This is a genomic window from Micromonospora sp. NPDC048986 (assembly GCF_040649335.1).
In the GTDB taxonomy this organism is placed as follows: Bacteria; Actinomycetota; Actinomycetes; order Mycobacteriales; family Micromonosporaceae; genus Micromonospora; species Micromonospora alfalfae.
In genome coordinates this window covers 279,477-297,729 of record NZ_JBEZFJ010000004.1, presented here as the reverse complement: position 1 = coordinate 297,729, position 18,253 = coordinate 279,477, and the positions used below count along the sequence as shown (strand labels likewise).

Below are 18,253 nucleotides of genomic sequence, written 5' to 3'. Positions count from 1 at the left end.
CCGTCGCGTATACTTCCGGACCCGTGAGGATCCTCGTCACCGGCGGAGCCGGATTCATCGGGTCGGAGTACGTTCGCCTGCTGCTGGGCAAGCCCCTCGGCAGTGCGGACAGTGTGCCGCCGCTCGAGCCGGCCGTCGTGACCGTGCTGGACAAGCTGACCTACTCGGGCAACCTGGCCAACCTCGAACCGGTCCGCGACGACCCGCGGCTGCGGTTCGTGCAGGGCGACATCTGCGACCCGGTGGTGGTCGACGCCACGGTGGCCGAGCACGACGTGATCGTGCACTTCGCCGCCGAGTCGCACGTCGACCGTTCGATCGCCGGCGCCGCGCCGTTCGTCACCACGAACGTGCTGGGCACCCAGACGCTGCTCGACGCGGCGCTGCGCCACGGCACCAGCCGGTTCGTGCACGTCTCCACCGACGAGGTCTACGGCTCGATCGACGAGGGCTCCTGGACCGAGACCTGGCCACTCGCGCCCAACTCGCCGTACTCGGCCTCCAAGGCCGGCTCCGACCTGCTCGCGCTGTCGTACCACCGCACCCACGGCATGGACGTGGTCGTCACCCGCTGCTCCAACAACTACGGCCCGTACCAGTTCCCCGAGAAGGTCATCCCGCTGTTCGTCAGCAACCTGCTCGACGGTGGCACCGTCCCCCTCTATGGCGACGGCGGCAACATCCGTGACTGGCTGCACGTGCACGACCACTGCCGGGGCATCGCCCTCGTCCAGCAGAAGGGCCGCGCCGGTGAGGTCTACAACATCGGCGGCGGCACCGAGTTGACCAACAAGGAACTCACCGGCCTGCTCCTGGACGCCTGCGGCGCCGGGTGGGACCGGGTCGTGCCGGTCACCGACCGCAAGGGCCACGACCGCCGGTACTCCCTCGACATCACCAAGATCAGCGAAGAGCTCGGCTACCACCCCAGCATCACCCTCGACCAGGGCCTCGCTGACACCGTCCGCTGGTACCGGGACAACCGCAACTGGTGGGAACCCCTCAAGTCCGCGCCGACCGCATGACCCGACTCCTCGTCACCGGCGCGGGCGGGATGCTCGGCCGGGACCTGGTCACCGTGCTGGGCGCACGGCCCGACCTCAAGGTGACCGCCGCCACCCGCGCCGACCTGGACGTCACCGACAGCGCGGCGGTCCACGCCGCCGTCGCCGGGCACGACCTCGTGATCAACGCGGCCGCGTGGACAAACGTCGACGCCGCCGAGGCCGACGAGGCGGCGGCGACCGCCGTCAACGGCCACGCAGTGGCCAACCTGGCCGCGGCGTGCGCCACCGACGGAACCCGGCTCATCCAGGTCTCCACCGACTACGTCCTGGCCGGCAACGCGGACACCCCGTACCCGGAGGACGCGCCCACCGCGCCGGTCAACGCCTACGGCCGCGGCAAGCTGGTCGGCGAAGAGGCCGTCGCGCGGTTGCTGCCTGACACCGGGTACGTCGTGCGCACCGCCTGGCTCTACGGCGCGCACGGCCCGAACTTCGTGGCCACCATGCTCCGACTCGCCACCCAGCGCGAACACCTCGACGTGGTCGACGACCAACACGGCCAACCCACCTGGTCGTACGCGCTCGCCGAGCGGCTCGTCGCGCTCGCCGACGCGGCGCTGGCCGGTCACGCCACGCCCGGCGTCTACCACGGCACCTGCGCCGGGCAGACGACCTGGTACGGGTTGGCCCGCGCCGCGTTTTCGCTGGCCGGACTGGATCCGGACCGGATCCGACCCACCACCAGCGACCGGTATCCGCGTCCCGCCCCACGGCCTGCGTACAGTGTGCTAGGGCACAGCCGCTGGGCAGCCGTGGGTCTGCCTCCGCTTCCAGACTGGCACAGCGCCCTGGTTGACGCGTTCCACTCCCCCGCTCCACCCGCCCCGTGGAAGGTCGCATGAAGCTCACCCTCGTCACCGGTCTGACCGGCCTGCTGCTCCTCGGCACCATCGTCGAGCTGTTGCGCCGCCGTCAGCTGCGCGAGAAGTACGGCATGCTCTGGCTCGCCGTACTGATCATCGTGATTCCGCTGTCCCTTTTCCCCCGGCTGCTCGACAACGTCGCCGAACTCCTCGGCGTCGCCTCCGGTGTCAGCCTGGTGCTCTTCCTCGGCATCGTCTTCCTGCTGCTGGTGTGCGTACACCTCAGCTGGGAGGTCAGCGCCCTGGAAGAAGAGACCCGCACCCTGGCCGAAGATTTCGCCCTGCTCCGCGCTCAGATCGACGCGGACCGGGCAGCCCGAGACGAACTGGTGTCGACCGATGGTTAACGGCAAGCGCACACTGATCATCATCCCGGCTCTCAACGAGTCGGGCTCGATCGCCGACGTCGTCGGCGAGGTCCGTGGCGAACTGCCCGGCGTCGACGTGCTCGTCGTCGACGACGGCTCCACCGATCGCACCGCTGCCGTCGCCGCCGCCGCCGGCGCCCTGGTCGCCAAACTGCCGTACAACCTCGGCGTCGGTGGGGCCATGCGCCTCGGCTACCGCTACGCCCGCGACAACGGCTACGACGTCGCCATCCAGATCGACGCCGACGGCCAGCACGACCCCCGGTACGTGCCGAAGCTCGTCGACCTGCTCGATGACAACGACCTCGTCATCGGCGCCCGCTTCGCCGGTGAGGGCGACTACAACGTCCGCGGCCCCCGCCGCTGGGCGATGGTGATGCTCTCCGCCGTGCTGTCCCGCGTCGCCCGCACCAAGCTCACCGACACCACCTCCGGCTTCCGGGCCGCCAACCGGCGGGTCATCGAGATGTTCGCCGGCTGGTACCCGGCCGAGTACCTCGGCGACACCGTGGAGACCCTCGTGCACACCGCGCGCCGCGGCTACCGCATCCGCCAGGTGCCGGTCGCCATGCGCAAGCGGATGGCGGGCACACCCAGCCACTCCCCCGCCAAGGCGATGGTCTACCTCGGCCGCGCGTTCGCCGTTCTCACGCTGGCGCTCATCCGCCGGTGATCCGACGGCTACTGAGCCTGGTCCCGCCCGGCACCGTCGCTGTCGGTGCCGGGCTGGCCCTTCTCGGGCTCGCCTCCTACGTTCACCTCGCCGTCGCCGGCCACAGCCTCAGCCAGGCCGACTACTCGTCCCTGTCGGTGCTCTGGTCGATCGTGTTCACCCTCGGCATCGGCGTGTTCATGCCGATCGAGCAGGAGGTCGCCCGGGTCGTCGCCGCCCGACACAGCCAGGGGCTGCCCCCCGGGCCGGTACTGGCCCGCGGCGTCACCGTCGCCGCCGTGATGCTCGCGGTGCTGGTGTTGGCCGTCACCATCGGTCGTCAGCCGCTCGCCGACAAGCTCTTCGCCGGTGACGGCAACCTGGTCACAGTGCTGATCGGCGCACTCGCCGCGATGGCCGTCGCCTACGCCACCCGCGGTGTCCTCTCCGGCCTGCAACTGTTCCCCTGGTACGGCGCCCAACTCGGGATCGACGGCGGCCTGCGGATCATCATGGTCGCCCTGCTCGGGTTGGCCGGAGTGACGTCGCCCGTCTGGTACGGGCTCGTGCTCGTCGCCGCCCCGCTGGTCAGTGTCCTGCTCACAGTGCCACCGGTGCTGCGCGCCATCGGCGGAGGCCCGCCGGTGGCCTGGGCGACCCTGCTGCGTGGCCTCGGCCTGCTCACCGCCTCCAGCCTGCTCTCCCAGGTGGTGGTGAACATCGGCGTGATCAACGTGCAGCTGCTCGCGCCCTCCGACGCGGCAGCCGCCGGCGCACTGCTCTCCGCCCTCGTGCTGGTCCGCATCCCCCTGTTCGTCTTCGGCTCCCTACAGGCGTCACTGCTGCCCGGCCTGGCCACCACCGCCACCACCGGCGACCAGGCCGGCTTCCACAGCCTGCTGCGCCGGGCGCTCGGCATCGTCACCGCACTCGGCCTCACCGGCGCCCTCGGCGCCGTGCTGCTCGGCCCATGGTTGGTCGGCGCCCTCTTCGACGCACCCGGCGTTCTCGGCCACGGCGACTTTGCCTGGTTGGCTGCCGCCACGCTCGCCTACCTGTGGGCGATGGTGCTCGGCCAGGCCCTGCTCGCCCTCGACCGGCACCGCGCCCAGGCCCTCGCCTGGACCGCCGGCGTCGCCGCCCTGATCGCCGTGACGCTGATCCCGGCTACGGTCACCCTGCGCGTCGAGCTGGCGTACACCATCGGCTCCGTCATAGTGGCCGCCACCATGGCGATGCTGCTGCGCGGTGGCTTCCGCCGACCCACCACCCCCACCCGGCCGCTCGCCGAGGCCGTCGCCCCTGCCGCATCCGGAGGCATCCGATGACCCGACCCCGGGTGAGCGCCGTCATGCTCGCCTACGGCCCGGAGCCCTATCTCGTCGACGCCGCCCAGGCGGTGCTGGCCAGCACCGACGTCGAGATCGACCTCATCGTCGTCGACAACGGCTGCACCGGGGACGGCATCGACATCGTCAAGGGCCTCCCCGGGGTACGGGTGATCCGACCGGAGGAGAACACCGGTTACTCCGGCGGCTGCCGGGTCGGCGCGGCGGAAGCCACCGGTGACTGGCTCGCGTTCGTCAACTCCGATGCCGTCGTCGCACCCGATGCCCTGGCCAAGACCACCGCCGTAGCCGCCGAAGCGGGCATAGGCGCGGCCATGGCGTCCATCCGGTTGGCCGACACCCCCGAGCTGATCAACACCAGCGGTAACCCGCTGCACTTCACCGGCCTCTCCTGGGCCGGTGGCAACGGCGAACCGGCCAGCAACCACGCCGAGCGGCGGGCCGTACCCTCCCTCAGCGGCTGCTGCTTCGTGATCAGCCGGAAGCTCTGGCGCGAACTCGACGGCTTCGCCGCCGAATACTTCGCGTACCACGAGGACACCGAGCTCAGCCTGCGACTGTGGCAGCGCGGACTTCGGCTGGAGTACGTGCCGGACGCCGTCGTGCGTCACCACTACGAGTTCTCCCGCAACGCCCTGAAGCTCTACCTGGTCGAGCGGAACCGACTGGTCACCCTGCTCACCGCCTACGAGGCGCGGACACTCCTGGTGCTCGCCCCGGCGCTGCTGCTCACCGAGGCCGCAATGCTCACCGCCGCGGTCGTCGGCGGCTGGTCCCGGCAGAAGCTGCAGGGCTGGGGCTGGTTGTGGCGCAACCGAGACTGGGTTCGCGGCCGTCGACGGCAGCTACAGGCTGAGCGCCGGGTGCCAGACGGGGTCATCGCGAAGCTGATGACCGGTCGGGTCACGCCCTCCGGTGTGCCGACCACACCCGGCCTGGGCGCGTTCAACGCCGTCGCCGGCGGTTACTGGGCCCTGGCCCGGCCCCTGCTGCGCCGAGGATGACCGCTGGTGCCGGCCCCTGTTCGGGGCCGGCACCAGCGGGCGAAACCTTAGCGCTCGCCGCCCTCCGCGGGCCGGTCCTCCAGGTCCGCGGAACCGGCCGAGGAGGTCGGCTTGTGCCCCTCAGTGGTCGGCACGACCGGCTCGGCGGGACCGCCCGCCGCATCCGCCGCCTGCCCCTCGGCTGGCGCATCTCCGTCCAGCAGAGCCGTCAGCGCGGCACCGGTGATCCGCCGGAACGTCCGTCCGATCCGCTGACGGTCCAGGACCGCCACCTCGAGCTGGTTCGCGGCGATCGTCCGGGCGGCACCGCCCTCACCACCGACGGTGCTCAACGCCTGCACCGCCACCCTGACCGCCTCGGCCAGGGACATGTCCGCCCGATGCTGCGACTTCAACACACCGGTGATCGCCTCGGCCTGACCACCCATGGCCATCCGCCCCGGCTCGTCGTTCACCGAACCGTCATAGGTCAGCCGGTACAGTTCGTCGGCCTCCGGGGTGGCGCCGACCTCCGCCACGCAGATCTCCACCTCGAACGGCTTCGACTGCTCGGTGAAGATGGCACCCAGGGTCTGCGCGAACGCGTTGGCCAGGGCCCGGCCAGTGACGTCACGCCGGTCGTAGCTGAGCCCGTTCAGGTCGGCCATCCGGACTCCGGCACGGCGCAGGTTCTCGAACTCGTTGTACCGGCCGACGGCGGCGAACCCGATCCGGTCGTAGATCTCGCTGACCTTGTGCAGGGCGCTGGAGAGGTTCTCCGCGACGAAGAGGACCCCGCCGGAGTAGCTGAGGACCACCGCGCTGCGACCCCGAGCGATGCCCTTGCGGGCCAACTCGGAGCGGTCGCGCATGATCTGTTCGGGAGAGGCGTAGAACTGCATGGCCACGTCGGCGGTTCTCCTTACGGCGCTGTGCTGACGACTGCTGACTGGTGAGGTGCGGGTCTCAACCGCCCGGGTTCTCCATCCGGCCGGCAACCACACCCTCGGCGATAGCCGCCGTCTCGGTGTCGGTCAGCCGGCGGGTGCCCTCGGCGGTCGCGGTCATCACCACGGGATAGATCCGGCGGGTCAGATCCGGCCCACCGGTCGCGGTGTCGTCGTCGGCGGCGTCGTACAGCGCCTCGACCGCCAGCCGCGTCGCGTCGTCGACGGACAACCCGGCCCGGAACCGCTTCTTCAACGCTGACTTCGCGAACAGCGACCCGGACCCGATCGCGTCGTAGCCGGTCTCCTCGTAGGGGCCACCGGTCACGTCGAAGCTGAAGATCCGACCGGCGCGCGCCGGGTCGGCGGCGGCCAGGTCGAACCCGGCGAAGAGCGGCACCACTGCCAACCCCTGCATGGCCGCCCCCAGGTTGCCCCGGATCATCGAGGCCAACCGGTTGGCCTTACCGTCCAACGAGAGCATCGCGCCCTCGATCTTCTCGTAGTGCTCCAGCTCCACCTGGAACAGTCGCATCAGCTCGATGCCGATACCGGCGGTGCCCGCGATGCCGACCAGCGAGTAGGCGTCGGCGGGGTGCACCTTCTCGATGTCGCGCTGGGCGATCAGGTTGCCCATGGTGGCCCGTCGGTCGCCCGCCATCACCACACCCTCGGCGGCCGCGATGGCCACGATGGTGGTCGCGTGCGGCGCCAGGTCGGCGGCCATGCCCGGTGGCAGCGGTCGCCGACCGGGCAACATCTCGGGGGCCACCCGACTCAGAAACGTGGTGAAGGAGGACGTCCCCGCGTTGGTGAACACATCTGGTAGACGCCCGGATGGATCAAAGCCCGCTGCCACGTGGTTCCTCTCAGGTACGTGATCGCCCTGGCCAGCCTCATGGGACTGTCACGGAACTGGCCAAGACCACCGTTGCAGTTGAAGCAGAGTATCCCGCGCACCCATCCGGTGCGATGATCGTGGTCCAGATGTTGCGGGTCGGCGCCGCCACGGATCGCGCAGACCCCGCCCTGCTCGGCCAGGAGCTCCTGAAACTCCTTCTCGCCCACGCCGTACCGCCGCCGCAGGTGGTACTCGCGGTTGCCACCGTAGAGCCGCTGTTTGGTCTCGTGAGTACGGCCGTTGTTGTGGCACGGCTTGCAGTATGTGCCGTAGCCGGTGCTGTCCGAACGGTTACGGGGGAACTCGGCCGATGGCTCGGCCGTCCCGCAGCCCACGCAGAAGCGGTGTCCTTCCGGGACCTCCCGCGCTACCCGGACCTCCCGTCCGTGCTTCTCCTCTACCCGCTTCGCGTAGCTGGCCTTCGACCGTCCGTTGAAGCATGGCTTGCAGTAGCTACCGCGACCGCTTGGTCGTTTACTGCTGGAGCAGAAGTCGGCCAGCGGCTTCCACTCGGCGCAGTCGCGGCACCGCCGTTGATCTTCCCCGGGGAGGGTCATGTGCGAATTGGCCTTTTTGTCTACTGACCCCCCTTTTGTACGTATCCCCTCACGAATTCCTCGGCGTTCTCTTCGAGCACGGAGTCGATCTCGTCGAGGAGGTCGTCGACGTCCTCGGTGATCTCGGCGTGCCGCTCGGCCACCTCGGGGTTGGCCTCCGTGGTGACGTCCTCGATCTCCTCGCCCTGACGGGACTTGCCGGACTGCGACTGACCGCCGCTGTCATGAGTGGCCATGGCTGTCTCCTCCACGATCGTCTGGGATGAAATCTACCCCGCGCAGGCGACAGAAAGCCCTCACGTCCGCCGTGTTCGGGTGCGGGGGCGTTCGATTGCGGCGAAGCGGTCAGCTCCGAGGTGCCGACGCGTCGGCCGGGGCCGAGGCCGGCACCGGCACCGGCACCCGCTCCGGCTCACGCTGCTCCTCCCCCGACGCCGGCGCCGGTGGTGCCCCGCGCCGCAGGCGGGGCGTCCAGTCCTTGAACCGCAGCGCCTGCTTCTCCACCAGATGCCAGGACAGGAACGCCAGGAAGACGGTGCAGACCATGACCACAGCGAAGTAGCCGACGAAGCCCCAGGCAGCCGCCCCCAGCCAGGCCAGCATCTGCTGCACGACGAAGGAGTAGATGTAGATGCCGTACGAGTAGTCGTTCTTCTGGCCCACGCGGTGCAGCAGCCGCGGCAACCGGACCGCGAGGTAGAGGATGGCGTATTCGTAGGCGAGCAACGCCGGGCCGAACAGGTGGCCCTCCAGGGTCTGCCAGCCGGCCACGACGATGGCGAGCACGCCGAGGACGTCGCTGATGGGCAGCTTGTCGCTGTACAGATCCGCAACGGCCCCCACCAGGAACATGAAGCCGAACCGCAAAAACCAGATCTTGCTGAGCGCGCCGAGCAGCGGCAGCGTACCGACGGAGCCGCTGGTGAAGTACGTCGATCCGCCGAAGCGCAGCGCCTCGTACTGGTTCCAGAGCAGCAGACCGAAGACGAGAACGGCGGCCGCGAGCACCAGCCAGCGGGCACGACGCAGCACCGCCACCACGGCCAGCGAAGCCACGATCAGGTAGCAGAAGATCTCGTAACTGAGCGTCCAGAGTGAGCCGTCGAGGACGCTCTTACGCACCAGGTCGCCGTACGGCGTGTCCCGGAAGACGTCCATGATCCCCTGCTGGCGGTAGCCACCCCACCAGTTCGCCTGCAGGAAGTTGATGACCCCGGCCGGGTGCCGCCACAGACCGTCCAGATTGCCGCGATCGGCGTACCAGACGATCGGGGCCACCACGAAGCCGATGAACAGCAGACACACCCAGAGGCCCGGCCAGATCCGCAGGGCGCGGTGCCAGAGGTAGCGGGGCAGGCTGGCCCGCCGGGCGCTCCGGGTGATGAGGAAGCCGGAGATGCCGAAGAAGCCGGCCACCCCCAGACCGGCCACGTCGACGACCTCGGTCAACGGTCGGGCGTACCCGATCACAGCGGTGTGCGCGAGGACGACCGCCACGGCGAAGCAGAGCCGCAGAAAGCCGAAACTGTTGGCACGCCCGGCGTACGCGTTCGACAGCGGTACAGCGGTCATCGCACGCAGGCCAACCTGCCGGGCTGAGGGGAGCATCGCATCACCGTGTGGGTCGACGGATCGGGGGACGGCCTAGCATGCCACACGGTGATTGCCGGTGGAGGCACCGGATCTCAGCCCCCGGTCAGTGTCTCCAGCAGGTCCTTGGCGCTGGCGCAGCGGTCGAACAGCGCCCCGACGTGCGCGCGGGTGCCCCGCTCCGGCTCCATCATCGGGACCCTGACCAACGACTCCCGGCCCACGTCGAAGATCACTGAGTCCCAGCTCGCGGCGACCACTTCGGAGGCGTACTGGGCGAGACAGCGGCCGCGGAAGTAGGCCCTGGTGTCCTCCGGCGGCTCGGTCATCGCGCTGCGGGTCTCGTCGTCGGTGAGCAGCGTCTTCATCGCCCCCCGGCTGACCAGGCGGTGGTAGAGGCCCTTCTCCGGCCGGACGTCGGAGTATTGCAGGTCGACGAGCTGGAGCTTGTGCGAGCCCCAGCCGAGCTTCTCCCGCTCCCGGTAGCCCTCCAGCAGCCGCAGCTTGGCCACCCAGTCCAGCTCGTCGGCGCAGAGCATCGGATCCCGGCCGAGCCGGTCCAGGACGCTCTCCCAGCGGTCGAGCACGTCGATGGTCTGCTCGTCGGCGTCGGTGCCGTACCGGTCGTCGACAAAGGACCGGACCCGCTCCAGGTACGCCCATTGCAGGTCGAGGGCAGTGAGCCGACGACCGTCGCGCAGTCGCATCCGGTGCGTCAGAGAGGGGTCGTGGCTGACGGCGCGCAGCTCGCTGACCGGGTCGGCGATGCCGAGGTCGGCGCCGAGGGCCTTCTCCTCGATCATGGTGAGGATCAGCGCGGTGGTGCCGACCTTGAGGTAGGTGGAGATCTCGGAGAGGTTGGCGTCGCCGATGATGACGTGCAGCCGGCGGTACTTGTCGGCGTCGGCGTGCGGCTCGTCCCGGGTGTTGATGATCGGCCGCTTGAGGGTGGTCTCCAGCCCCACCTCGACCTCGAAGAAGTCGGCGCGCTGGGAGACCTGGAAGCCGCTCTGGCCGCCGTCCTGGCCGATGCCGACCCGGCCGGCGCCGCAGACGATCTGCCGGGTGACGAAGAACGGAGTCAGGTACGCCACGATGTCGGCGAACGGCGTCTGCCGGCGCATCAGGTAGTTCTCGTGGGCGCCGTAGCTGGCGCCCTTGTTGTCGGTGTTGTTCTTGTAGAGGTGGATCGGCTGGGTGCCCGGGATGGTGGCGGCCCGGCGGGACGCCTCGGCCATCACCCGCTCGCCGGCCTTGTCCCAGCGCACGATGTCCCTGGGAGTGGTGACCTCGGGGGTGGAGTATTCGGGGTGAGCGTGGTCCACGTAGAGCCGTGCGCCGTTGGTGAGTATCACGTTGGCCAGGCCGAGGTCTTCGTCCGCGAGAGCCTCGGCGGGGTCGTACGCGGCGCCGGAGTAGGTGAAGCCGCGAGCGTCGCGCAGCGGTGACTCTTCCTCGTAGTCCCACCGGGCCCGGCCGCCCCGGTTGAGTTCCGGGCGTGCCCCATAGGCGTTGACCACCTGCGATGAGGTGACCATCGGGTTGGCTCCGGCCTGCCCGGGCACGGAGATGCCGTATTCGACCTCGGTGCCCATGATCCGTCTTACGCTCATCGACCTACCCGCTTCGCTCGCCCGACCCGGTCCCCCGTCAGGTCGAGCGTAGTCCGCCCTGAGCACCTGCACTCTGCAGGTGAGTGCCGGCGGGCCGGAACAGTTCGCTGGATTCGGTGTCGGAATGCTCAGCGGGCGACGTCGGCTCGTCGGTAACCGCGGGGCGGGTGGTCCAGACGAGCCACCCGAACAGCACCAGACCGAGGCTGGCGCTCAGCAGCGGAATCACCGAGCCGACCACCGGATGCCAGTCGCCGGCTAGGGGGTTGAGGCTGCTCAGCCCGATGTTGGCGGGCAGGCCGTTCTGCCAGCGGACCATCGTGTACGCCAGGCAGAAGAGCTGGATCGGCAGCAGGAGCAGCACGGCGAGCCGGGTGAACGAGCGGGCCCGGGCGATCTCGAAGCCGCGTTGTTCGGCGATCCACGCGGCGTAGAGCAGGACACCGACCAGCATGGGCAGCATGTATCGGCCCTGGGTGACGAAGCCGCTCTCGTTGACCAGGGCGATCTGCATCAGGGAGGGGACGGCCACGCCGCCGCCGAGCAGCACGAGCAGCCGCCACCGGTCGAGCGTGCTGCCCCAGACGACCCCGATGAGCAGCAGCGCTCCGGCGACGAGCTGCCAGATCAGGTACGGCGGGGCGGGCATCCGGGTGTCCAGCCAGGAGGTGACCCCGACGATCTGGTCGAGGTATCCCCGCCACCGGTCGGCCTCGCGCAGAGCGGCCTGCCCGTAGGTGAGCCGGTCGGCGGAGTAGTTGCCGAGGTCGGAGGTCTGTTGGCGGACGGACCAGGCGAGCACGGCGAGGGTCGACAGGACGATGCCGCCTGCCCAGAGCTGCGCGGCCCGGTCCCGCAGCAGGCCGAGGAGGTTGCTGCGGCGCAACGGGAAGGCGAACGCGACGAAGGCGGTCGCCAGCCAGAGCGGGCCGGTCTGGCGCAGCACCGCGAGGAGCAGCGCGCTGATTCCGACGAGGACGAGGAGGCCGCGCCGTGGGCCGGGTGGGCCGAGCAGCAGGGGGATGACAGCGCTGAAGAAGGCGATGCCGGCGGCGATCTCCAGGCCGTTCGGGTTGACCGCGCTGGCCATGTGCACGGCCATCGGGGTGGTGACGACGAGCAGGGCGCCCATCATGAGGCCGCGGCGGGAGCGGTTGCGGATCACGACGTACGCGCTGGCGAGCAGCGCGGCGCAGCACAGGGCGCTGATCATGCGGGCGAGCAGGACGCCGGACCAGCCGGGCCAGAGCACCGTGGGCGCGCCGACGAGGGCGTAGTAGGCGGGGAAGTAACGACCGGCGCCGGTGCCGGCGCGGGTCGGTGTGTCGTCGCTGCCGGGGGGCTGGGCGCAGGCGGCCGAGACTTCCTTCTTGAACTGCCAGCACTGCTCGCGGACGAGACCGCCGGGGACCGTCTGGAAGGCGCCGGTGCCCTTCTTCGCATCGGCGGGAGGGGGCGCGATCTGCCCGGCGGCGACACCGGCCGCCCGGACGATGTGCTCGCGCTCGTCCGGGGTGCCGTCGTAGGGGGCGGCCATCGACCAGGCGAAGATGATCAGGAAGAATGCGGCGAAGGCGAGGGCCCAGTGCCGTCGGCTTGTACTCATTGTGGCTGCCGGGCTTCCGTCGGTGGCCGGCGGCGTCACTCTTCCGGGATCAGGCACGTCAACCTCGCGGCTCGCGCGGGCAGGCCCCGCTGGGTGGATGGACAGACGATAGACTCCCTCGTCGTCCTCACCGCTCCGGGTCCCCCCTTGGAGAACTCTTTGCTGTCACCTGTTGCCGATTCCGTCCGCCACCTGTCCCGACACAGTGCTGTGCGGTTCCTGGTCGTCGGAGGTCTGAGCGTTGCCGTGGACACGGGATCACTCTTCGTGTACCACGGAGTTCTCCGGATTGTCCTGCCGGTTGCGGCCGGCATGTCGTTCCTGACCTCGTTCTGGGTCAACTTCGGGCTGAACCGGGCGTGGTCGTTCGGCTCGTCCGCCCAGATGGTGCCGCAGGTGGGGCGCTACTTCGCGCTGGTCCTCGCCAACCTGACCGCCAACGTGGTCCTGGTGTCCGCGTTGACCTGGGCGGGCACGCCGTACCTGCTGGCGAAGCTGCTGGTGACGGCGTCGCTGTCGGCGGCGAACTACGTGGTGTCGAAGCGGTGGATCTTCGCTGCCTGACCGACGCTCTGACATACCCGAAGCGAGGGTGCCCACCGGATGGTGGGCACCCTCGCTGTTGGGGTCAGAGGTACTGGCCGGTGTTGCTGGCGGTCTCGATGGACCGGCCGGCCTCGGCGCCCTTGCCGCCGGAGACGAGCGTGCGGATGTAGACGATCCGCTCGCCCTTCTTGCCGGAGATGCGCGCCCAGTCGTCGGGGTTGGTGGTGTTGGGGAGATCTTCGTTCTCGCGGAACTCGTCGACGCAGGCGTCGAGCAGGTGCTGAAGGCGCAGCCCCTTGCGACCCGAGGTGAGGAACTCCTTGATGGCCATCTTCTTGCTCCGGTCGACGATGTTCTGGATCATCGCGCCGGAGTTGAAGTCCTTGAAGTAGAGGACTTCCTTGTCACCGTTGGCGTAGGTGACCTCGAGGAACCGGTTCTCCTCGGTTTCCGAGTACATCCGCAGCACCACGGCGTCGATCATCGCCGCGACTGTCGCCTGCGGGTCGGTGCCGTGTTCGGCCAGGTCGTCCGGGTGCAGGGGCAGCCCGGAGAGGATGTACTTGGAGAAGATGTCCTTGGCCGCCTCGGCGTCCGGACGCTCGATCTTGATTTTCACGTCGAGGCGACCGGGGCGCAGGATCGCCGGGTCGATCATGTCTTCCCGGTTGGAGGCGCCGATGACGATGACGTTCTCCAGCCCCTCCACGCCGTCGATCTCGCTGAGCAGCTGCGGGACGATGGTGTTCTCCACGTCGGAGGAGACACCGGAGCCGCGGGTCCGGAAGATCGAGTCCATCTCGTCGAAGAACACGATCACCGGCGTGCCCTCGCCGGCCTTCTCCCGCGCGCGCTGGAAGATCAGCCGGATGTGCCGCTCGGTCTCACCGACGTACTTGTTGAGCAGCTCCGGGCCCTTGATGTTGAGGAAGAAGCTGGTGTGCTTCTCCTTGCCCTGCCGCTCGGCGATCTTCTTGGCCAGCGAGTTGGCCACCGCCTTGGCGATGAGCGTCTTGCCACAGCCGGGTGGGCCGTAGAGCAGGATGCCCTTCGGTGGGCGGAGCTGGTGCTCGCGGAACAGGTCCGCGTGCAGGAAGGGCAACTCCACCGCGTCGCGGATCTGCTCGATCTGCGACTGGAGGCCACCGATGTCGCCGTAGTCGACGTCGGGCACCTCCTCCAGGACCAGCTCCTCGACCTCGCTCTTCGGAATCCGCTCGTACGCGTACGCCGAGCGGGGCTCGATCATGAGCGAGTCGCCGGCCCGGATCGCCGAGCCGATGAGCGTCTCGGCGAGGTGCACGATGCGCTCCTCGTCGGAGTGGGAGACCACCAGCGCCCGGTCGCCCGGCCCGCCGTTCGGCCCCTCCAGGATCTCCTTGAGCATCACCACTTCGCCAACCCGCTCGTAACCGAACGCGTCGACGATGTTGAGCGCGTCGTTGAGCAGGACCTCCTGGCCGCGCCGCAGGTCACCCACGTCGAGCGAGGGCGAGACCGCGACCCGCAGTTTGCGGCCACCGGTGAAGACGTCCACCGTGCCGTCCTCGTGCTTGGCCAGGAAGACCCCGTAACCGCTCGGCGGTTGCGCGAGCCGGTCGATCTCCTCCTTGAGCGTCACGATCTGCGTGCGAGCTTCCTTGAGGGTGCTCACCAGCCGGTCGTTGTTCTCGGTCAGCCGCGCCAACTGTGCCTGGGTGGCCGCCAGCCGCTCTTCGAGCTGCCGGACGTGTCGGGGGCTTTCGGTCAACTTGCGCCGCACCAGGGCGAGTTCCTCTTGCAGGAACGCGACCTGCGTGGAGAGATCGTGGGCTTCCTTCTCCCACCGTGCGGCGCGCGAGTCCGCGTCGTCGCTACGTGCTGCCACGTCCCACCTCCCCGGGGGGCTTGAACGTTCTGCCCTAACACTAGCCGCTATGAGGCCGATTCGGTCCCACGCAACACCCTCGTCACCGAACCTTGATCGCCAAGGGTGGCCTGACGGGCCGTTACCGGCGTTCGGGTACCGTCGGAGCGTGGCACGGGAGAACATGGGGGGTGCACAGGTGGCCGAGGTCGCGACCGACGAATTGCAGGTCTGGGTCGACCAGGACCTCTGCACGGGCGACGGGCTGTGCGTGCAGTACGCGCCGGAGGTTTTCGAGTTCGACATCGACGGCCTGGCCTACGTCAAGGGCGTCGACGGTGAGCTGCGGATGGCACCGGGCAGTCGGGTCGACGTCCCCGCGCACCTGCGACTCGAGGTGATCGACTCCGCGAAGGAGTGCCCGGGCGACTGCATCCACGTGGTGCGCGGCGACGGCGTCGAGGTCGCCGGCCCGGACGCCGAGGAAGACTGACCCACCGGCCGGGCCACGACGGCCCGGCCGGGCCCAGTTCGGGGTACGCCTCAGAGCATCGGACGGCCGACCACCGAGGCGACCAACCGCGCGAACTCCTCCAACCGGGCGATCTGCCCGGCCCCGCCGTCGTCGAGGGTCTTGCCGAAGCGCAACGCGTCGTGCCGGGGCGTGCCGGCCATCTCCTCGCTCGGCGGCGCCTCGTCCAACGAGGTGAGCAGCAGGTAGACGTCGATGCTGTCGACCCGGATCTCGCCGCTCTCGGCACGGTTGAGCCGCCGCCGGCAGCCCACCTCGGTGACTGTGGAGACCGGCACCACCCGCAGCGACGAGGTCATCGAGCCCGGCGGGCCCTCCTCCGGCGGGACGTCCTCGCCGTGCCAGAGGATCAGCCGGCTGCCGTCGCAGACCACGACCTCCTGCCACACCCCGTTGACCTCGTTGACGAAGCGCTCCAGGGTGAAGCCGAGCACCGACGCGCCGCGCAGCACGCCGCCGAGCGCCTCCAGGGCGACGTCCGGGTCGCGCAGGTAGGCCCGCGCCGCCGACTCCAGATCCTGGTAGGGCGACCAGTCGGGAAAGACCGCGGGGAGGTCTCCACCGCCGTAGCCCGGTCGGCTCATGCCAGCGTCTCCCAGTGCTCGGCGCTGCCGACACCCAGCTCGATGGTCACGGCCTGTCCATCTCCCCCGCACCGTTGGGTCGCGCGTCCGCGGCCTGCGCGGCGGCGGCCTGTCGGGCCGCCTCCGCCGCGCGCAGGTCCTGGCGGCGCTGCGCGTACGCCTCGGTGCCCTTGCTGGGTTTGCGCCGCCGCGGCGGCGCGGTGACCCCCGGGGCCAGCTTGCGCGCGGACACCAGGAAGGCGGTGTGCGCGATCATCCGGTGGTCCGGACGGACGGCGAGGCCCTCGGCGTGCCAGTCGCGCACCAGGGACTCCCAGGCCCGCGGCTCGGTCCAGCCGCCGCGCTCGCGCAGCGCCTCCACGAGTTCGGAGAGCTGCGGTGTGGTGGCGACGTAGCCGATGAACACCCCGCCGGGCACGAGTGCCCGCTCGACCATGTCGAGGGTCTCCCAGGGGGTCAACATGTCCAGGATGATCCGGTCGAAGCCGGTCTCGCGGCACTGCGCGACGTCGCCGACGTGCAGGTTCCACGAGGGGTGCGGCCCGTTGAAGAACGCCTCGACATTGCGCTTGGCGATCTGGGCGAAGTCGTCACGCAGCTCGAACGAGTGCAGCTCACCCTCGGTGCCGACGGCGCGCAGCAGGGAGCAGCTCAGCGCTCCGGAGCCGGCGCCGGCCTCGAGGACCTTCGCGCCGGGGAAGATGTCGCCCATCGCCACGATCTGCGCCGAGTCCTTGGGGTAGATCACCTGGGCGCCGCGCGGCATGGACAGCACGTAGTCCGACAGGAGCGGCCGCAGGGCCAGGAACGCGGTGCCGCCGCCGGAGGTGCTCACCACGCTGCCGTCGGGGAGCCCGATCAGCGCGTCGTGCGCCAGGATGCCGCGGTGGGTGTGGAACTCCTTGCCGGGCTCCAGCGTCACTGTGTGCATCCGCCCCTTGGGGTCGGTCAGCTGGACCCGGTCGCCGGGCCGGAACGGCCCGCGGTGCACGGGTGTCAGCGCCGGGTTGGCGGGGTCGGCGGCGACGGTGGAGGGAGTTGCGGTCACGGTGTCATCTTCCGGTTGGGTTCGAGGAGCTGTGCCAGGTCCGCGATGTGCAGAATGCCGACGACATCTTCGCCTGAGGTCACCACGTACTGTGCGCCCGGGTGGGTCTGTACGGCCTCCATCACCCGCTCGCCGTCCCACCCGACCGACAACGTGGGAAGGGTGCCCAGCGACCGGGCGACGGCGTCCACCGCCAGCCACGGTCGGCGCTCGAGCGGCACCGCTTCGGCGGCGGCCGGGTCGACCAGCGCCACCGGTCGACCGGTGGAGTCGGTGACCAGCAGCGCGGCGGCGGGCTGCCCGCTCTCGTCGCGTCGGCGCTGGGCCTCGGCCAGTGGCGTACCGGTGGCCGCCGGCCAGACCGGACGGGCCAGCCGGGCCAGGTCGATCAGCGGGAACCGGCGGCTGACCCGGGCGGCCCGGATCGACTGCCCGGCGCCACGCCAGAGGGTGACGGCGACCAGCAGCATCAGCGGCAGCGCCAGCGGCGCCAGCCGCCGCTCGACGGTGAGCAGCAGGACCAGGGCCGCGGTGCCGACGGCGACGACCCGGCCGGCCCACCCGGCGACCTCGGTGCCGAGGTGCCGGTCGCGGGTGAGACCCCACACGGCGGCGCGCAGCGCCCGGCCGCCGTCGAGCGGCAGCCCGGGCAGGCTGTTGAACACCGCCACGATGACGTTGCTGACCGCGAGCTGGAAGGCGAGCTGGTGCGCCACGGTCCCCTCGGGCAGGGCGAGCGTGGCGGCGACCGCCAGGACGCCGAGCACCGCGGAGACCGCCGGGCCGGCCAGCGAGACCAGCAGGTCGACGCGGGGCGACGGGGCGTCCCGGTCCATCTCGGTGTAACCGCCGAGCAGCTCAAGGGTGATCCCGCGCACACCGATGCCGTACCGCCGGGCGGTGAGGGCGTGGCCCAGCTCGTGCAGCAGCACCGAGCCGAGCAGCGACACCACGAACCCGAAGCCGATCAGGTAGCCGCTGAGCTGCGGCAGGTCCAGTTGTCGGCGGGCGAACTCGCCGTAGAGCACCGCGATGAGCAGCGCGAGCAGGACCATGGAGCCGTTGAGGTGCAGCGGCACCCCGAACACCCTGCCGACGTTCAGGCCGAGGCGTCGGTCCGGTCGGCGTGGCGGCCTGGTTGTCTGCTCCATCGCCACGATGCTACGGACCGTCGCTGGGTGGGGCGGGCGGCGGTCGGTGT

At 70.0% G+C, this 18,253-nt stretch carries 19 protein-coding genes; 8 read left to right on the top strand and 11 right to left on the bottom strand.

Annotated features, from left to right (window positions below; translation table 11 throughout):
• Nucleotides 1–23 precede the first annotated feature (23 nt).
• From rfbB to AB0B94_RS11680, 6 genes are read left to right on the top strand one after another with little or no spacing between them, the layout of a single operon-like run.
• Nucleotides 24–1,025: a dTDP-glucose 4,6-dehydratase gene (gene rfbB / locus AB0B94_RS11705; RefSeq protein ID WP_357272634.1), complete on the top strand. Its 1,002-nt coding sequence runs from the start codon at nt 24–26 to the stop codon at nt 1,023–1,025.
• Nucleotides 1,022–1,909: a dTDP-4-dehydrorhamnose reductase gene (rfbD, locus tag AB0B94_RS11700; RefSeq protein ID WP_357272624.1), complete on the top strand. Its 888-nt coding sequence runs from the start codon at nt 1,022–1,024 to the stop codon at nt 1,907–1,909. The genes rfbB and rfbD overlap by 4 nt, the downstream gene beginning before the upstream one ends.
• On the top strand, nt 1,906–2,277 hold the full coding sequence (locus AB0B94_RS11695) for a DUF2304 domain-containing protein (protein ID WP_139584287.1): 372 nt from the start codon (nt 1,906–1,908) through the stop codon (nt 2,275–2,277). The genes rfbD and AB0B94_RS11695 overlap by 4 nt, the downstream gene beginning before the upstream one ends.
• On the top strand, nt 2,270–2,971 hold the full coding sequence (locus tag AB0B94_RS11690) for a glycosyltransferase family 2 protein (RefSeq protein WP_357272610.1): 702 nt from the start codon (nt 2,270–2,272) through the stop codon (nt 2,969–2,971). Before AB0B94_RS11695 ends, AB0B94_RS11690 begins: the two co-directional genes overlap by 8 nt.
• Nucleotides 2,968–4,278: a polysaccharide biosynthesis protein gene (locus AB0B94_RS11685; protein WP_357272599.1), complete on the top strand. Its 1,311-nt coding sequence runs from the start codon at nt 2,968–2,970 to the stop codon at nt 4,276–4,278. The genes AB0B94_RS11690 and AB0B94_RS11685 overlap by 4 nt, the downstream gene beginning before the upstream one ends.
• Entirely contained in the window at nt 4,275–5,303 is a 1,029-nt protein-coding gene (locus AB0B94_RS11680; protein WP_357272591.1) for a glycosyltransferase family 2 protein, read from the top strand. Before AB0B94_RS11685 ends, AB0B94_RS11680 begins: the two co-directional genes overlap by 4 nt.
• Before the next feature lie 47 nt (nt 5,304–5,350).
• Here AB0B94_RS11680 and prcA read toward each other — a convergent pair whose 3' ends face one another.
• The 7 genes from prcA to AB0B94_RS11645 all read right to left on the bottom strand — a co-directional run bounded on the left by prcA (nt 5,351) and on the right by AB0B94_RS11645 (nt 12,496).
• On the bottom strand, nt 5,351–6,190 hold the full coding sequence (gene prcA / locus AB0B94_RS11675) for a proteasome subunit alpha (RefSeq protein ID WP_238672314.1): 840 nt from the start codon (nt 6,188–6,190) through the stop codon (nt 5,351–5,353).
• 58 nt (nt 6,191–6,248) lie between these two features.
• On the bottom strand, nt 6,249–7,088 hold the full coding sequence (gene prcB / locus AB0B94_RS11670) for a proteasome subunit beta (RefSeq protein ID WP_210781714.1): 840 nt from the start codon (nt 7,086–7,088) through the stop codon (nt 6,249–6,251).
• Nucleotides 7,007–7,687: an endonuclease VII domain-containing protein gene (locus AB0B94_RS11665; protein ID WP_357272568.1), complete on the bottom strand. Its 681-nt coding sequence runs from the start codon at nt 7,685–7,687 to the stop codon at nt 7,007–7,009. The genes prcB and AB0B94_RS11665 overlap by 82 nt, the downstream gene beginning before the upstream one ends.
• Before the next feature lie 20 nt (nt 7,688–7,707).
• Entirely contained in the window at nt 7,708–7,923 is a 216-nt protein-coding gene (locus tag AB0B94_RS11660; protein ID WP_030332902.1) for a ubiquitin-like protein Pup, read from the bottom strand.
• 109 nt (nt 7,924–8,032) lie between these two features.
• Nucleotides 8,033–9,259: an acyltransferase gene (locus AB0B94_RS11655; RefSeq protein WP_357272554.1), complete on the bottom strand. Its 1,227-nt coding sequence runs from the start codon at nt 9,257–9,259 to the stop codon at nt 8,033–8,035.
• A gap of 113 nt (nt 9,260–9,372) precedes the next feature.
• Nucleotides 9,373–10,890 (bottom strand): depupylase/deamidase Dop, encoded by a 1,518-nt coding sequence (gene dop, locus AB0B94_RS11650; RefSeq protein WP_357272547.1) that lies wholly within the window; start codon nt 10,888–10,890, stop codon nt 9,373–9,375.
• A 37-nt stretch (nt 10,891–10,927) separates the two neighbouring features.
• Nucleotides 10,928–12,496, bottom strand: coding sequence for a DUF2142 domain-containing protein (locus AB0B94_RS11645; RefSeq protein WP_357272536.1), 1,569 nt, complete (start codon nt 12,494–12,496; stop codon nt 10,928–10,930).
• On the opposite strand from AB0B94_RS11645, the gene AB0B94_RS11640 reads away from it, so the two are divergent.
• A complete protein-coding gene (locus AB0B94_RS11640) occupies nt 12,386–13,060 on the top strand; it encodes a GtrA family protein (RefSeq protein ID WP_357272527.1) in 675 nt (224 codons plus the stop codon). The two genes, AB0B94_RS11645 and AB0B94_RS11640, sit on opposite strands and share 111 nt — an antisense overlap.
• A 64-nt stretch (nt 13,061–13,124) precedes the next feature.
• On the opposite strand, the gene arc is transcribed toward AB0B94_RS11640, so the two are convergent.
• A complete protein-coding gene (gene arc, locus AB0B94_RS11635; protein WP_030332887.1) occupies nt 13,125–14,909 on the bottom strand; it encodes a proteasome ATPase in 1,785 nt (594 codons plus the stop codon).
• A gap of 178 nt (nt 14,910–15,087) precedes the next feature.
• On the opposite strand from arc, the gene AB0B94_RS11630 reads away from it, so the two are divergent.
• Nucleotides 15,088–15,381: a ferredoxin gene (locus tag AB0B94_RS11630; RefSeq protein ID WP_091408893.1), complete on the top strand. Its 294-nt coding sequence runs from the start codon at nt 15,088–15,090 to the stop codon at nt 15,379–15,381.
• Nucleotides 15,382–15,431: 50 nt separating this feature from the next.
• Here the strand turns inward: AB0B94_RS11630 and AB0B94_RS11625 are convergent, their stop codons facing one another.
• Genes AB0B94_RS11625 through AB0B94_RS11615 form a run of 3 tightly spaced genes read right to left on the bottom strand, consistent with a single transcriptional unit; the run spans nt 15,432 to nt 18,203 of the window.
• Nucleotides 15,432–16,004 carry a hypothetical protein gene (locus AB0B94_RS11625; protein ID WP_091408625.1) on the bottom strand — a complete coding sequence of 191 codons (573 nt, stop codon included), beginning with the start codon at nt 16,002–16,004 and terminating at the stop codon, nt 15,432–15,434.
• A gap of 46 nt (nt 16,005–16,050) precedes the next feature.
• Nucleotides 16,051–17,004: a tRNA (adenine-N1)-methyltransferase gene (locus tag AB0B94_RS11620; RefSeq protein WP_357273872.1), complete on the bottom strand. Its 954-nt coding sequence runs from the start codon at nt 17,002–17,004 to the stop codon at nt 16,051–16,053.
• A 44-nt stretch (nt 17,005–17,048) separates the two neighbouring features.
• Nucleotides 17,049–18,203: a site-2 protease family protein gene (locus AB0B94_RS11615; protein ID WP_357272502.1), complete on the bottom strand. Its 1,155-nt coding sequence runs from the start codon at nt 18,201–18,203 to the stop codon at nt 17,049–17,051.
• Nucleotides 18,204–18,253 lie beyond the last annotated feature (50 nt).

Excerpts from the sequence above, each read along its gene's own strand:
- AB0B94_RS11690 (WP_357272610.1), top strand. The coding sequence starts at position 2,270 with ATGGTTAACGGCAAGCGCACACTGATCATCATCCCGGCTCTCAACGAG.
- AB0B94_RS11680 (WP_357272591.1), top strand. The coding sequence starts at position 4,275 with ATGACCCGACCCCGGGTGAGCGCCGTCATGCTCGCCTACGGCCCGGAG.
- AB0B94_RS11645 (WP_357272536.1), bottom strand. The coding sequence starts at position 12,496 with ATGAGTACAAGCCGACGGCACTGGGCCCTCGCCTTCGCCGCATTCTTC.
- AB0B94_RS11660 (WP_030332902.1), bottom strand. The coding sequence starts at position 7,923 with ATGGCCACTCATGACAGCGGCGGTCAGTCGCAGTCCGGCAAGTCCCGT.
- AB0B94_RS11625 (WP_091408625.1), bottom strand. The coding sequence starts at position 16,004 with ATGAGCCGACCGGGCTACGGCGGTGGAGACCTCCCCGCGGTCTTTCCC.
- AB0B94_RS11665 (WP_357272568.1), bottom strand. The coding sequence starts at position 7,687 with ATGACCCTCCCCGGGGAAGATCAACGGCGGTGCCGCGACTGCGCCGAG.
- AB0B94_RS11655 (WP_357272554.1), bottom strand. The coding sequence starts at position 9,259 with ATGACCGCTGTACCGCTGTCGAACGCGTACGCCGGGCGTGCCAACAGT.
- rfbD (WP_357272624.1), top strand. The coding sequence starts at position 1,022 with ATGACCCGACTCCTCGTCACCGGCGCGGGCGGGATGCTCGGCCGGGAC.
- AB0B94_RS11615 (WP_357272502.1), bottom strand. The coding sequence starts at position 18,203 with ATGGAGCAGACAACCAGGCCGCCACGCCGACCGGACCGACGCCTCGGC.
- dop (WP_357272547.1), bottom strand. The coding sequence starts at position 10,890 with ATGAGCGTAAGACGGATCATGGGCACCGAGGTCGAATACGGCATCTCC.
- AB0B94_RS11695 (WP_139584287.1), top strand. The coding sequence starts at position 1,906 with ATGAAGCTCACCCTCGTCACCGGTCTGACCGGCCTGCTGCTCCTCGGC.